13 protein-coding genes are annotated in these 13,894 nt (G+C 67.6%); 11 read left to right on the top strand and 2 right to left on the bottom strand.

Annotation, left to right across the window (positions count from 1 at the left end; all coding sequences use genetic code 11):
• Window positions 1-29: 29 nt before the first annotated feature.
• On the bottom strand, window positions 30-1,706 hold the full coding sequence (locus J2X20_RS03455) for an electron transfer flavoprotein-ubiquinone oxidoreductase (RefSeq protein WP_310260887.1): 1,677 nt from the start codon (window positions 1,704-1,706) through the stop codon (window positions 30-32).
• 130 nt (window positions 1,707-1,836) lie between these two features.
• Here J2X20_RS03455 and J2X20_RS03450 point away from each other — a divergent pair, with 130 nt between their 5' ends.
• The 3 genes from J2X20_RS03450 (at window position 1,837) to J2X20_RS03440 (ending at window position 3,820) form a co-directional block, all read left to right on the top strand.
• A complete protein-coding gene (locus J2X20_RS03450; RefSeq protein WP_310260884.1) occupies window positions 1,837-2,619 on the top strand; it encodes an SDR family oxidoreductase in 783 nt (260 codons plus the stop codon).
• A gap of 161 nt (window positions 2,620-2,780) precedes the next feature.
• A complete protein-coding gene (locus J2X20_RS03445; protein ID WP_310260881.1) occupies window positions 2,781-3,404 on the top strand; it encodes a YceH family protein in 624 nt (207 codons plus the stop codon).
• Window positions 3,401-3,820 carry an acyl-CoA thioesterase gene (locus tag J2X20_RS03440; protein ID WP_310260879.1) on the top strand — a complete coding sequence of 140 codons (420 nt, stop codon included), beginning with the start codon at window positions 3,401-3,403 and terminating at the stop codon, window positions 3,818-3,820. Before J2X20_RS03445 ends, J2X20_RS03440 begins: the two co-directional genes overlap by 4 nt.
• Here J2X20_RS03440 and J2X20_RS03435 read toward each other — a convergent pair whose 3' ends face one another.
• Window positions 3,821-6,514 carry a TonB-dependent receptor gene (locus tag J2X20_RS03435; protein WP_310260875.1) on the bottom strand — a complete coding sequence of 898 codons (2,694 nt, stop codon included), beginning with the start codon at window positions 6,512-6,514 and terminating at the stop codon, window positions 3,821-3,823.
• 166 nt (window positions 6,515-6,680) lie between these two features.
• Between J2X20_RS03435 and J2X20_RS03430 the strand changes: the two genes are divergently transcribed.
• The 8 genes from J2X20_RS03430 to J2X20_RS03395 all read left to right on the top strand — a co-directional run bounded on the left by J2X20_RS03430 (window position 6,681) and on the right by J2X20_RS03395 (window position 13,649).
• Window positions 6,681-8,138, top strand: a complete 1,458-nt coding sequence (locus tag J2X20_RS03430; protein ID WP_310260872.1) for a cyanophycinase — start codon at window positions 6,681-6,683, stop codon at window positions 8,136-8,138.
• Window positions 8,139-8,274: 136 nt separating this feature from the next.
• A complete protein-coding gene (locus tag J2X20_RS03425) occupies window positions 8,275-9,510 on the top strand; it encodes a cyanophycinase (RefSeq protein ID WP_310260868.1) in 1,236 nt (411 codons plus the stop codon).
• Window positions 9,507-9,899: a DUF3224 domain-containing protein gene (locus tag J2X20_RS03420; RefSeq protein ID WP_310260865.1), complete on the top strand. Its 393-nt coding sequence runs from the start codon at window positions 9,507-9,509 to the stop codon at window positions 9,897-9,899. The genes J2X20_RS03425 and J2X20_RS03420 overlap by 4 nt, the downstream gene beginning before the upstream one ends.
• 10 nt (window positions 9,900-9,909) lie before the next feature.
• The gene (locus J2X20_RS03415; RefSeq protein WP_310260863.1) at window positions 9,910-10,311 is read left to right on the top strand and encodes a hypothetical protein; all 402 of its coding nucleotides are present in this window, start codon (window positions 9,910-9,912) and stop codon (window positions 10,309-10,311) included.
• Window positions 10,312-10,346: 35 nt separating this feature from the next.
• A complete protein-coding gene (locus J2X20_RS03410) occupies window positions 10,347-10,859 on the top strand; it encodes a YbaK/EbsC family protein (RefSeq protein WP_310260861.1) in 513 nt (170 codons plus the stop codon).
• Window positions 10,856-11,083 carry a DUF1289 domain-containing protein gene (locus tag J2X20_RS03405; protein ID WP_310260858.1) on the top strand — a complete coding sequence of 76 codons (228 nt, stop codon included), beginning with the start codon at window positions 10,856-10,858 and terminating at the stop codon, window positions 11,081-11,083. The genes J2X20_RS03410 and J2X20_RS03405 overlap by 4 nt, the downstream gene beginning before the upstream one ends.
• A complete protein-coding gene (locus tag J2X20_RS03400; protein ID WP_310260856.1) occupies window positions 11,080-11,739 on the top strand; it encodes a 2-hydroxychromene-2-carboxylate isomerase in 660 nt (219 codons plus the stop codon). Before J2X20_RS03405 ends, J2X20_RS03400 begins: the two co-directional genes overlap by 4 nt.
• A 230-nt stretch (window positions 11,740-11,969) precedes the next feature.
• Window positions 11,970-13,649 (top strand): MFS transporter, encoded by a 1,680-nt coding sequence (locus tag J2X20_RS03395; RefSeq protein WP_310260853.1) that lies wholly within the window; start codon window positions 11,970-11,972, stop codon window positions 13,647-13,649.
• The last annotated feature ends 245 nt before the right edge of the window (window positions 13,650-13,894 follow it).

Genomic DNA, 13,894 nt, shown 5'->3' with positions numbered 1-13,894 from the left:
CGGCCAGAAGGCTGCCAACGCAAGCGGGCTTACATGCCGGCGTAGTTGGGACCGCCGCCGCCCTCGGGCGTGACCCAGACGATGTTCTGCGTCGGGTCCTTGATGTCGCAGGTCTTGCAGTGCACGCAGTTCTGCGCATTGATCTGCAGGCGTTCGCCACTGCCGCCCTCGTTGGGCACGAACTCGTAGACGCCTGCCGGGCAGTAGCGGCTCTCGGGGCCGGCGTATTTGGCCAGGTTGACCTGCACCGGCACCGTGTCGTTCTTCAGCGTCAGGTGGGCGGGCTGGTTCTCTTCGTGATTGGTGTTGGAGATGAATACCGAGGAGAGGCGGTCGAAGGTCAGCTTGCCGTCCGGCTTGGGATAGGCGATGGGCTGGCACTCGGCGGCCGGGCGCAGCGAGGCGCTGTCGGCCTTGTGGTTGTGCAGGGTCCACGGCGGGCTCTTGACGCCCAGTTTGGGCAGCAGCCACTGCTCGATGCCCGTCATCAGCTGTCCCGTCGTCTTGCCCTTCTTGAACCAGAGCTTGAAGTTGCGGGTCTGCTGCAGTTCCTCGTTCAGCCAGCTCTTCTCGAAGGCTTCGGGGTAGGCCGTCAGCTCGTCCTGGGCGCGGCCGGCGTCCAGGGCCGGGGCCAGGGCCTCGGCGGCCAGCATGCCGCTCTTGATGGCCGCATGGCTGCCCTTGATGCGGGCGGCGTTCAGATAGCCGGCGTCGCAGCCGATCAGGCAGCCGCCCGGGAAGACCGTCTTGGGCAGGGCCTGGGGCGTGCCGTTGTTGATGGCACGGGCGCCGTAGCCGATGCGCTTGCCGCCTTCGATATGGGCGCGGATGGCCGGGTGGGCCTTCCAGCGCTGCATCTCTTCAAACGGGCTCAGATAGGGGTTGTCGTAGTCCAGGCCGATGACGAAGCCCAGCGTGACCTTGTTGTCTGCCAGGTGATACAGGAAGCCGCCGCCGAAGGTGTCGCCCTCCATCGGCCAGCCGGCCGTGTGCACGACCTTGCCGGGTTGGGCCTTGTCGGCGGGGATCTCCCACAGCTCCTTGATGCCGATGGCATAGGTCTGGGTGTCCTTGCCTTCGGTCAGCTTGTACTTGGCGAGCAATTGCTTGCCCAGATGGCCGCGAGCGCCCTCGGCAAAGACCGTGTACTTGCCGAGCAGCTCCATGCCGAGCTGGAAGTGGTCGGTGGGCTCGCCGTCCTTGCCCAGGCCCATATTGCCGGTGGCCACGCCCTTGACGCGGCCCTGTTCGTCGTAGAGCACTTCGGCGGCGGCAAAGCCCGGGAAGATCTCGATGCCCAGGCCCTCTGCCTGCTGGGCCATCCACTTGACGACGTCGGACAGGCTGATGACGTAGCAGCCGTGGTTGTGGAAGTTGCGCGGCACCAGCCAGTCGGGCGTGCGCTGGCTGCCGGTCTCGCTCAGGAAAAGCACGTCGTCGCCGGACACCGGCTGGCTCAGCGGCGCGCCGAGTTCCTTCCAGTTCGGGAACAGCTCTTCCATGGCACGCGGGTCCATGACGGCGCCGGACAGGATGTGGGCGCCGGGCTCCGAGCCCTTTTCGAGCACGACGATGTTGGCGTCGGGCTTGATCTGCTTGAGGCGGATGGCCGTGGCCAGGCCTGCGGGCCCGCCGCCGACGATGACCACGTCGTACTCCATGGACTCGCGGGGGCCGAACTGGGCGAGGATTTCTTCGGATGTCATGCAGGTCTCCGTCAGCTTTGAATTGCGCGCGATTCTAGAGAGGCTGGATTGCGAATCGAACGATCGTGCTTTTTTAGTATGGGCAGCCTAGGCCGGTAGGATGGCTGCAACCCACTCGGAAGGCAGTCTCATGAGTTACTCCATCAATCTCGAAGGCCGTGTCGCCCTGATCACCGGCGCCTCCAGCGGCCTGGGCGCGCAATTCGCCAAGACGTTGTCGCAAGCCGGCGCCTGCGTCGTGCTCGCCGGCCGCCGCGTCGAGCGGCTCAAGGACCTGCGTGCGGAGATCGAAGGCAATGGCGGCGACGCCCATGTCGTGCAGCTCGACGTGACCGACGTGGCCAGCATCAAGGCCGCCGTGGCCCACGCCGAGACCGAGGTCGGCACGCTGGACATCCTGATCAACAACTCGGGCGTGTCCACCACCCAGCGCCTCACCGACGTCACCGAGAACGACTACGACTACGTGATGGACACCAACACGCGCGGCGCCTTCTTCGTCGCGCAGGAGGTGGGCAAGCGCATGCTGGCCCGCGCCCGCGGCTCGGCACCGGGCACCTTCATCGGCGGGCGCATCGTCAATGTCGCCTCCATGGCCGGCCTGCGCGTGTTGGGCCAGATCGGTGTCTACGCGATGAGCAAGGCCGCCGTCATCCACATGACGCGGGCCATGGCCCTGGAGTGGGGCAAGTACGGCATCAATGTGAATGCCATCTGCCCGGGCTATATCGACACCGAGATCAACCACCACCACTGGGGCACCGAGCAGGGCAAGAAGCTCGTCGACCTGCTGCCGAGGAAGCGTGTCGGCCAGCCCCAGGACCTGGATACCTCGCTCTTGATGCTGTGCGCCAACGAGAGCCACTTCATCAATGGCGCGGTGATCCAAGCTGATGATGGGTTCGGCGTCTGATCATGAAGCCCCTCGCCCGGTCCGGCCGCTCTGAACGCGGGCCTGCCCAGTCGGTCCCCCGTGGGGACGGCGATGGCACGGGCATCGAGCCCATGCAACATCGCCAACGCGGGCCGGCTAGGGAGCGGCCCGGCGCTCGGCCCGCAATACCAAACAAATAAATGAAGAAAAGAGACCTGACCCCGCTGGAGGCCCGCGTCCTCGCCGTCCTCGTCGAGAAGGAATCCACCGTGCCGGACAGCTATCCGCTGTCGGCCAATGCCTTGACCTCGGGCTGCAACCAGAAGACGGCGCGCGACCCCGTCATGGACGTGTCCGAAGCCGAGGTGCTGGCCACCGTCGAGGAGCTCAAGGGCCTGAGCCTGGTCAACACGGTCAGCGGCAGCCGCGTGGTGCGCTACGAGCACAACTTCGCGCGCGGCTTCGGCGTGCCTGGTGCCGCGGTGGCCCTGCTGACCCAACTGATGCTGCGCGGCCCGCAGACGGCCGCCGAGCTGCGCCAGAACACGGAGCGCCTGCACCGCTTTGCCGACGTGTCCTCGGTGGAAGGCTTCCTCGAGGAGCTGGCCGAGCGCGAGCAGCCCTTTGCCATCAAGCTGCCGAAGGCGCCGGGCGCTCGCGAGGCGCGCTGGGCGCATCTGCTGTGCGGGCCGGTGGCGTCCGTCGAGCAGGCCGCTGTGGCGGCCATGCCGCGCGACGAGGAGGTTGCCCTGCTGCGTGCGGAGGTCGCCTCCCTGCGCCAGCTCGTCAACCGCATCGCCGTCGAACTCGGCATCACACCATGAGGTATCTCGTCCCGGCCGAGAAGAAGTTGACCTTCGAGCTGCGCATCCAGATGCGCTGGGGCGACATGGACGCCATGGGCCATATCAACAACACGCTCTACTTCCGCTACCTGGAGATGGCGCGTGTGGACTGGTTGGCCTCCATCGGGGCGCCGCCCAACCCGGGCGGGCAGGGGCCGGTCATCGTGAACGCCTTCTGCAACTTCTATCGCCAGCTGAAGGTGCCGGGAGAAGTGCTGGCCAAGCACTATGTCAGCGATCCTGGCCGCACCAGTTTCGAGACCTGGATCACGCTGGAGAGGCTCGACGAGCCTGGCGTCATCTACGCCGAGGGCGGCGCGACGACGCTGTGGTTCGACGCCCAGACCGACAAGGCCATTGCCCTGCCGGACTGGGTCCGCGAGCTGGTCAGCTGATCAGCGGAAGGCGTACTTGACGCTGGCGTAAACGAAGCGGCCGCGCGGGTCGGTGTAGCTCGGGTCGTATCCGGACAGGAAGAACCAGGCCTGCTGCGAGAAGGGCGGCGCCTTGTTGAGCAGGTTCTGCACGCCAACGCGGAAGGTGAGGGCCTTGCTAGCCTCCAGACCTGCCGACAGATTCCACAGCGAATAGGCCGACACCTTGCGATCCGGCTTGCCGATGATGTGCTGGTCGTCGTAGCCCTGCAGATAGTTGTTGGACAGCGTCATCGACACCGGGCCGGCCTCCCAGTCCAGGGCCAGGGTATGGCGCCAGCGCTGCACGACGCCGTCGTTGATGAAGACGCCGAGGTTGCTGACGAAGGGGTCGCCGTCGCCGGTCTGCTGCTGGGACTTCAGCGTCAGCGTGCCATTCAGACGCAGGCCGAACTGGCCGACGCTGGTCTTGAGTCCGCTGAGGTTGAGGCCGAGGTCCAGGCCGGAGATGCGCTGCTTGCCGCGGTTCTCCTTGACGAGGTCGATGTGGTCGATGACGTTGTCCTCGTCGCGATGTACGAGGCTGCCGTACTTGGCCAGGTTGCCGAGGATGACATCCACGCCCAGGCTGCTGATGAGGTTGGTCTTCTCGATGTTCCAGTAGTCGACGTTGACGCTGACGCCGCGCTTGGGCTCGAAGACCATGCCGGCCGAGAACTGGCGCGACTTCTCGGGCTTGAGCTTGGCATTGCTGAAGTTCAGCGTGGTCCAGATGTCGGAGCAGTCAGTGGGCGTGTTGCTCGGATCCTCGGCCAGGCAGACCGGGTCGACCAGGGTCGCCGACGAGCCCTGGGTGACGGGGCGATACAGGTCCGACAGGCTGGGCGCGCGAAAGCCCTTGCCGAGGGAGGCACGCAGCAGCAGCTCCGGCATGGGCACGTATTTCAGGCCGATCTTCGGGCTGGCCGCGCCACCGCTGACCTGGTAGTGCTCATAGCGCAGTGCAGCCTGCAGCTCCAGCTGCTTGGTGATGGGGGCGCTGATCTCGCCGAAGACGGCGGCCACCTTGCGCGACTTGCCGAAGTCGGAGTCGGGCCCCTGCGAGGTCTCGCCGAGGATGAGGTCTTGCTTGAGCGCGTCGGACTGGTGGTAGTTCTGCTTCTCGCGCCGGTACTCGCCGCCGATGGCCACGGCCAGGTCGCCGCCGGCCAGTGGCGTCAGCGCCTTGGAGGCCTTGAAGTCCAGGCTGTCCATATTGCCGGTGGCATGGCGCACCTCGCCGCGGATCTGGGCCTTCTCGTACAGGGCCAGGCCTGCGGCGCTGGACGGGCCGAAGGCATTCAACGTGCCGTTGGCGAAGCCGTCCAGGATCATCTGCTCGTTCAGATAGCCCTGATAGTCGCGGTCGGAGACCTTGCTGGTGCTGTGGTTCAGCGCCCATTCATAGTCCCAGCCCGACACCAGGCCCGTCATGCCGGCCACGACGCGCTGCGTCGTCGAGACCAGCTCGCTGGTGCGCAGGCCGGCCTCGGCCAGCCGGGTTCGCACAGTGATGATGCGTTCCTCGTCATCGGCGGCCAGGCTGTTCAGCGCGCTGCCGGCGAAGGCGGGCACGCGTGACACGTCCATGTCGGCGTCGACGCGGTTGGGCGTGCCGGTGTAGAGGGTGCGGGCCCGCGCCAGCGAGACCTCGGCAAAGGCCTGATGGCCGCCGCCGAGGTTGAAGATGCCGCGGCCGAAGATGCTGCTCTTCTTGGACTTCGGATACAGCTCGATGTCGCGCATGTAGTCGAAGGTGCAGCCGTCCGCGCCGCCGATGCCGTCGGGCAGATAGAGGCTGGCGGGCGGGTTGCAGCCGTTGGCGGCGGCCGGGTTGACGGTCTTGGAGTCGATGACCGTCGAGCCGTTGCTCGAATAACCCTCGTCGATCAGCGTGTCGCGCTGATAGTTGGACAGCCGGATATTGCCGGGGAAGCTGGCGCTGGACAGCAGATCGGGCAGGCGGCCCGGGATGTCCAGGTCCTTGATGAACTGGCGCCTGGAGGCGTTCAGACTGCTGGTCTTCTGCACGTCCAGCACGCCGAAGACATTGAAGCCGTCGCGTCCGAAGTCGCCGAAGCCGCCGGCCAGCGTCGCCGAGCGCTTGGCGGCGCCATGGCCCTCGGTCGTGTTGCCGGCCAGAGCGCTGACCTCGACGCCGGTGAAGTCCTTGCGCGTGATGAAGTTGATGACGCCGCCGATGGCGTCCGAGCCGTACAGCGACGAGGCGCCATCCAGCAGGATCTCGACGCGCTGGATGGCGGCGGCGGGGATGCTGTTCAGGTCCACGCCGGCCGCGTCGCCCGGCGAGGCGAAATTGGCCACGCGCCGGCCGTTCAGCAGCACCAGGGTGGACGACACGCCCAGGCCGCGCAGATTGGCGGCGTTGAAGCCCATCTGGTCGCGAAAGCCGCCATAGGCCACGCTGCCGCCGTCGGTCAGGTTGTTGGCGCTGGCGCTGATGCGGGCGATCAGCTCGGCCGCCGTCGTCACGCCGGCCTTGTCGATGTCATTGCGCGTGATGACCTGCACCGGCAGCGCCGTCTCGCCTTCGATGCGCTTGATGGCCGTACCGGTGATCTCGACCCGCTCCAGCGTGGCCTGGGCCTGGGCGGCGCAGCTGAGCGCGAGCAGGGCCGCGGCGGCGGCAATGCGGGAAGGGCAGGGCGTTTTCATTGGCAGGCCTCCTTGGTTCGCGCGAGTCTAGGCACGGCGCCGCTAGCTGCCGGTTTCCATGCGTCGATTCGTCTCGCCCGCGCCACGCCGTCGTCGTTCGAATTAGGGGCGAATGGTCATCCCGCCTCTGTCATCATGCGCGGTCTGACCAAGGAGGGTAGTGGGCATGAGGGCAAGGATCTGGGCCGCGACGGCAGCCATGGCAATGGCCATCGGCGTGCAGGCGGCCACCCCAGCGGCACCGGCGGCGAGTGCGCCCCAGGGTTTCAAGCTGTTTCGCCCCGCCACGCCGGCTTCGGCCCCGCGCGCCAATGCGCCGGCGCCGGCCAAGCCCGCTGCGGCCACGCCAACGCCGGCGCCGGCACCCACGCCCGCCGTCGTCGACAGCGAACCCGCCATCCGCGGCTATGCCGTGCCCATCGGCGGCGCGCTGAAGGCCGACAACGAGGAGGTCTGGCAGCGCATCGTCCAGCTGGCCGGCGGCAAGGGCGCGCGCTTCGTCGTTTTTGGCACCGCCAGCGAAGATCCCGAAGCCAGCGCCAAGCAGGTCGTCGATCTGCTGCAGCGCCGCGGCGCCATCGCCGAGGCCCTGCCGGTGGCGCCCAAATTCCTGTGGGTGGACCTGAACAAGGTCGTGCGCGACCCGGCCCTGATCGCCAAGGTCAAGGCCGCCAAGGGCATCTTCTTCACTGGCGGCGTGCAGGAGCGCATCGTCGACGTGCTGCAGCCCGGCGGCCAGAGCACACCCATGCTGGAGGCCATCTGGGACGTCTACCGCAAGGGCGGCGTCATTGCCGGCACCTCCGCCGGTGCGGCCATCATGAGCACCATCATGTTCCGTGACGCGCCCAGCGTCATCAACATCCTCAAGGGCCGTTTTGCCGAGGGCAAGCAGATCGACCGCGGCTTGGGCTTCGTCGGCCCGCATCTCTTCGTCGACCAGCACTTCCTCAAGCGCGGCCGCTTCGGGCGCATGATCCCGCTGATGATGGTCAAGGGCTACAAGATCGGCCTGGGCGTGGACGAGAACACGGCCGCCGTCATCCGCGGAGACGAGATCGAGGTCATCGGCGACCGCGGCTGCCTGATCGTGGATGTCACCGAGGCCAGGATGGATCCGTCCCTGGGCGCCTTCAACATCCAGGGCGCCCGCCTGTCCTACCTCGAGCATGGCGACCGCTACCACCTGCGCGCGCGCTCGACGACGCCGTCGGCGCCCAAGCTGCGCGGCGACCTGCACGACGCGGAGTCGCCGAGCTTCAAGCCCTATTACACCGACGACGTCTTTCACCTCGACATGCTGGGCGACTCGACCATCTCGGGCGCCATGAGCCGCCTCATCGACAGCGTGCGCAAGGAGGTCAAGGGCCTGGCCTTCGACGTGTTGCCGCGCGCCAACGACCCGCTGGCCGAGTTGGGTTTCCTGTTCCGCCTCTACAAGGGCTCGGATTCCCTGGGCTGGAGCACCGAGGAGTTTGGCGGCGAGCAGTTCACGGTCACCAATCTCTACCTCGACATCAGCCCGGTGCGCCTGCCCATGCCGCTTTACGGCGGCTGGACGCCACCCAAGACCCCAGTGCCGCCGATACAGGTTCCGGCGGCGTCGGCTCCGTCGGGGCAGTGACGGCTTGCAGCGTTTGCTCACGGCTGCTTGCGCTTCCCCGGGCATGTCCGGTTGCCGGGGGCGCCCTGGCGCTGCCATGATGACGGGCTGTTGATTCCTGCCCGCCCGGTGCCTGCGCCGGGCCCTCTCGCCCACCTTGACCTCCCACGCCCGTGCCGGCACCGTCATCGTCATTGGCGGCGCGCTCAAAGCTGACAGCGACGCCGTCTGGCAGCGCATCGTCGACGAGGCCGGCGGCGCTGGCGCCGCCATCGCCGTCTTCCCCACCGCGGCCTATGAACCCGAGCGCATCGCGGCCCAGATCGTCGCCGCGCTGAACCGCTGCGGCGCCCGCGCCGAGACGGTCCCCCTCGCGCCCCACCTCGAGGGCGTCGACCTGGCAGCCACGCTGAACGATCCGGCGCTGATCGCCCGCGTCGCGGCCTCCCGGGCGGTGTTCTTCTCCGGCGGCGCCCAGGAATACCTCGTCGACACCCTGCAGCCCGGCGGCAAGTCCACGGCCATGCTGGACGCCATCCGCGCCGTCTTCGCGGCCGGCGGCGTCATCGCCGGCACCAGCGCGGGTGCCGCCGTCATGAGCCGGCTGATGTTCCGCGACGCCATGGACAACCTCGCCGTGCTGCGCGGCCAGTGGCGGGCCGGCCAGGAATACGACCGCGGCTTCGGTTTCGTCGCCCCGGACCTCCTCATCGACCAGCATTTCCTGAAGCGCGGCCGCATCGGCCGCATGCTGCCAGCCCTGCTGGGCCTGGGCTATCGCCTGGGCCTGGGCGTCGATGAAAACGCCGCCGTTGTCATCAAGGGGACCGAGCTCGAGGTCATCGGCGGCAGCGGCGCCGTCCTCGTCGACCTGGGCGAGGCCACCCATGATGCGGCGCTGCCGGCCTTCAACCTGTGTGGTGCCCGCCTGTCCTATCTCGACCAGGGCGACCGCCATGACCTCGCCAGCGGCGCGACGACGCCAGCCGCCCACAAGCTGCGCGAGCCGCGCATCGACCCGGCCGCGCCGGACTTCGAACCCGGCCTGCAATCCGACCGCTATTTCCTCGACATCCTCGGCGATGGCTGCCTCCTCGAGGCCTTGACGCAGTTGCTTGACGGTCCGTCTGCCGAGGTGCGCGGCCTGGCCTATCGCGCCAACCCCCGGCCCGGCGACGCGATGGCCGACATCGGCTTCGAGTTCCGCCTGCGCCGCGGCCCCGGCCTGGCCGGCTGGTGCAGCCCGACGCTGGGCAGCGAGGACTACACGGTGCTCGGCGCCAGGCTCGACGTCGTGCCGGTGCGCGTGGCCAACCCCCTGTTCACGCCGCTGGCCGCCGAGGCCCTGAGCGTGGTCGAATCGGGGCAGAGGCTCCAAGGAGAACTGCAGTGACGACGATCAGTGGTGAATTCAGCGTCGGCATGACGGCCCGGGACGCTGAAGGCCAGAGCCCGGCCATCGGCCGCATGCTGCTTGACAAGCAATACCACGGCGCCCTCGAGGCGCGCGGCGCCGGCCAGATGCTGGCCACCCATGGCAGCGTCCCGGGTTCGGCCGCCTATGTGGCGCTGGAAACGGTGACGGGCTCGCTGCAGGGGCGGGAGGGCAGCTTTGCCCTCGTCCACCAGGGCCGCATGAACCGCGGCCAGCCCTCGCTCGACATCAGCGTCGTGCCCGACTCCGGTACCGCCGGGCTGACCGGCCTGGCCGGCAGCATGCGCATCCGCGTCGAAGGCCACCAGCATTTCTACGACTTCGATTTCACCTTGCCCACCCCCTGAAGGAGACACCATGAAGAAGATCCTCCTCCCCGTCGTTGCGATGACCTTGCTGGCGGGGGGCGCCCAGGCCACCGATGTCGGCGTGTCCGTGCAGATCGGCCAGCCCGGCTTTTATGGGCGCATCGACATCGGCAATGTCGCACCGCCGCCCGTCGTGCTGGCCCAGCCGGTCTGGGTGCAGCGCCGGCCCGTGCATGTCGAGCCCGTCTATATGCGCATCCCGCCCGGCCATCAGAAGCACTGGGAAAAGCACTGCGCCAAGTACAACGCCTGCGGCGTGCCGGTCTACTTTGTCCGCGAGGACTGGTACCAGGAGCGCTACAGCGGGCGCGGCAATGACAACGACCAGGGCGACCAGGGCAAGGGCCACGGCAAGGGCCATGGCAAGCACAAGGGCAAGGATCGCGACTGACGGCGAGTCACTTCGGCCGCGACACAATTGCGGCCATGATTGATCCCGATCCCCGCGACACCCGTCCCGAAGGCTTCCAGCGCGTCAGCGCCGCGCTGGCGGCGCTGGCCCACCCCCACCATCCGCTGTGGCTGGACGTCGCCGCGCGCACGGCCCAGGAAGCGGCCGACGCGCTGGGTGTGACCCTGGGCCAGATTGCCAAGTCCGTCGTCTTCCGCCGCAAGGCAGACGACTCCGCCGTCCTCGTCATCACCTCGGGCGACAAGCGCGTCGACGAGGCCAAGCTCAAGCCCCACACCGGGCCGCTGGGCCGCGCCGACGCCGATTTCGTCAAGGCCCGCACCGGCTTCTCCATCGGCGGCGTGTCGCCGGCCGGCTTTGCGCCGACCGAGGGTTTCGCCACGCCCCAGCTCTTCATCGACCGCGAGCTGTTCCGCTTCGACATCATCTGGGCCGCCGCGGGCCATCCCAACGGCGTGTTCAAGCTGACGCCGGGCGAGCTGGAAAAGATCACCGGGGCCCCGGTCATCGACGTCGTCCAGGCATGAAACCCGCGGTCGTCTCGCCTTGCGTCAACGTCTGCCAGATGGACGCGGCCACCGGCTGGTGCCGCGGCTGCGCGCGCAGCCTCAACGAGATCGCCGGCTGGGGTGGGGCGCCCGAAACCGTGCAGCGCCACATCCTCGACCAGTTGCCCGAGAGGCGGGTCGAGATGCATAGACACGGCCTGTGGCTCGGGCCCTGGCCGCATTCGGAGGAACAGGATCGATGAAGCGGCTGACCTTCTATTTCGACCCCATCTCGCCCTATGCGGCCCTGGGCTTCGAGGCCCTGCCGGAAGCCCTGGCCGGCCATAGCGTCGAGGTCGTCTACCGGCCCATCCTGTTCGCGGCCCTGTTGCAGGCCCTGGGCCAGAAGGGGCCGGCCGAGATCGAGGCCAAGCGGCGCTGGACCTTCCGCCAGGTCGCCTGGCTGGCCCACCGCCAGGGCATCGTGCTGGACCCGCCGGCCCAGCATCCCTTCAACCCGCTGCCGCTGCTGCGCCTGGCCTGGGCCTGTGCAGCGCCCGAAGGCCAGCCGGGCGACACGCCGGGGCGCTGGGTTGTCGAGCAGCTCTTCCATCATGTGTGGCGCGGCGCAGGCGCCGATGCCAATGATGCGGCCCGCCTGGCGGCCCTGACCGAGCGCCTGGCGCCGGCCCAGGATCCGGCCGGCGAGGCCGTCAAGCAGCGCCTGCGCGCCGAGACCGAGGCCGCCCTGGCCCTGGGCGTCTTCGGCGTGCCCACGGTCGAGTTCGAAGGCCGGCTGTTCTGGGGCCAGGACGCGTTGCCGATGCTGCGAGCGGCACTGGACGGCGACCCCTGGTTTCGCAGCGGCGTCTGGGAATCGGCGGCTCAGGCCCGGCCCGGCATCACCCGGAAACACTGAGCGTGGATCGCGAACCATGCAGTGCCGTTGGCCCTGCGGGCATGATTCAAAACGTCTCAGGATTTACCCGTGAGGATCATTTGATCTCGCATTGAGAAATGCTGACTCCGGGTTCCTGCGGGGTTTGTCAGCCTCGATTCAGAATGGCGTCAGAACACGGTCAGAGGCGGTGTGAATAGTCGCAGCAAGGGAAGCCTGTGGGGCGGCCCGACAACTGATGGAGACTTTTCATGGCAACTGCGACTTCGACGGCCGCCGCGCCGATGACCAAGGAGGAAAAGAAGGTCATCTTCGCTTCCTCGCTGGGCACGGTGTTCGAGTGGTACGACTTCTACCTCTACGGCTCCTTGGCGGCCGTCATCGCCAAGCAGTTCTTTGCCGGCCTGGACCCCAGCGCCGCCTTCATCGCCTCGCTGATGGCCTTTGCCGCCGGCTTCATCGTGCGCCCCTTCGGCGCCCTGGTGTTCGGCCGCCTCGGCGACATGATCGGCCGCAAGTACACCTTCCTGGTGACCATCCTGATCATGGGCCTGTCGACCTTCATCGTCGGCGTGCTGCCCACCTACGCGACCATCGGCGCCGCGGCCCCGGTCATCCTGGTCGGCCTGCGCCTGCTGCAGGGCCTGGCCCTCGGCGGTGAGTACGGCGGCGCGGCCACCTATGTGGCCGAGCATGCCCCGCACGGCAAGCGTGGCGCCTACACCTCGTGGATCCAGACGACGGCCACCCTGGGCCTGTTCCTGTCGCTGATGGTCATCCTCGGCGTCAAGAACTCGATGTCGGACAAGGACTTCGGCGAGTGGGGCTGGCGCATTCCCTTCATCGTCTCCATCCTGCTGCTGGGCATCTCGGTGTGGATTCGCCTGAGCATGAACGAGTCGCCCGCCTTCCAGAAGATGAAGGCCGAGGGCAAGACCTCCAAGGCTCCGCTGTCCGAGTCCTTCGGCCAATGGCGCAACCTGAAGATCGTGCTGCTGGCCCTCTTCGGCCTGGTTGCCGGCCAGGGCGTGGTCTGGTATTCGGGCCAGTTCTACGCGCTGTTCTTCCTGACGTCGGTGCTCAAGGTGGATCTCACCGCGGCCAACATCTGGATCGCCATCTCGCTGATCCTGGGCACGCCCTTCTTCGTCATCTTCGGCACGCTGTCGGACAAGATCGGCCGCAAGCCCATCATCATGGCCGGCCTGCTGCTCGCCGCGCTGACCTACTTCCCGCTGTTCAAGGCATTGACCAGCGCGGCCAACCCCGACCTCGCCAAGGCCCAGGAGACCTCCAAGGTCATGCTGAGCACCAACATGGCCAGTTGCTCCTTCCAGGGCAGCCCGCTGGCGCGTGAGGTGGACTTCACCAGTGCCTGCGACATCGCCAAGCGTGCCCTGGCCCAGTCCTCGGCCAGTTCCGAGACCGTCGAAGCCCCCGCAGGCGCGCCGACCGTCGTCAAGGTGGGCGACAAGGAAATCGCCGTCCCGACCGCCAGCAAGCTGACCGAGCACAAGTTCGACGAAGCCAGCACCAAGGCCATCGCCACCTTCAAGAAGGAATTGGGCGAAGCGATGAAGGCCGCCGGCTACCCGGCCAAGGCCGACATGGCCAAGGCCAATGTGCCGCTGGTCATCGCCATCCTGTTCGTGCTGGTGCTGTACGTGACCATGGTCTACGGCCCCATCGCCGCCATGCTGGTCGAGATGTTCCCGACCCGCATTCGCTACACGTCGATGAGCCTGCCGTATCACATCGGCAACGGCTGGTTCGGCGGCATGCTGCCCTCCATCACGTTCGCCATGGTGGCCCAGAACGGCAACATCTATCACGGCCTCTGGTACCCCATCGTCATCGCCGCGGCGACCTTCGTCATCGGTGTGCTGTTCGTGCGCGAGACCAAGGACGTGGACATCTACGCCCGCGACTGACGAGCCCCTCGCCCAGTCGAGCCCGGCTGAACGCCGGCTCGGCTGGTCGGTCTTGCAGACCGCGCTGCGGCACTGCCGCAGCTCTTCGGCAGGCACGGGGAGTCCACTGGACTCACCGTGTCCGGCCTCAGCCCCCGAGGGGACGGCGATGCTTGCCGGATCGACCGGCAAGCACATCGCCAGCGCGGGCCGGCTAGGGAGCGGGCCCGGCGCTCGGCCCGAAGGCGAGACAGAGACCGAAAGGC

The organism is Roseateles saccharophilus (assembly GCF_031458095.1).
GTDB lineage: Bacteria > Pseudomonadota > Gammaproteobacteria > Burkholderiales > Burkholderiaceae_C > Pelomonas > Pelomonas saccharophila_A.
The sequence above is the reverse complement of the archived record's forward strand: the minus strand, read 5'-3'. Positions and strand labels throughout refer to the sequence as shown.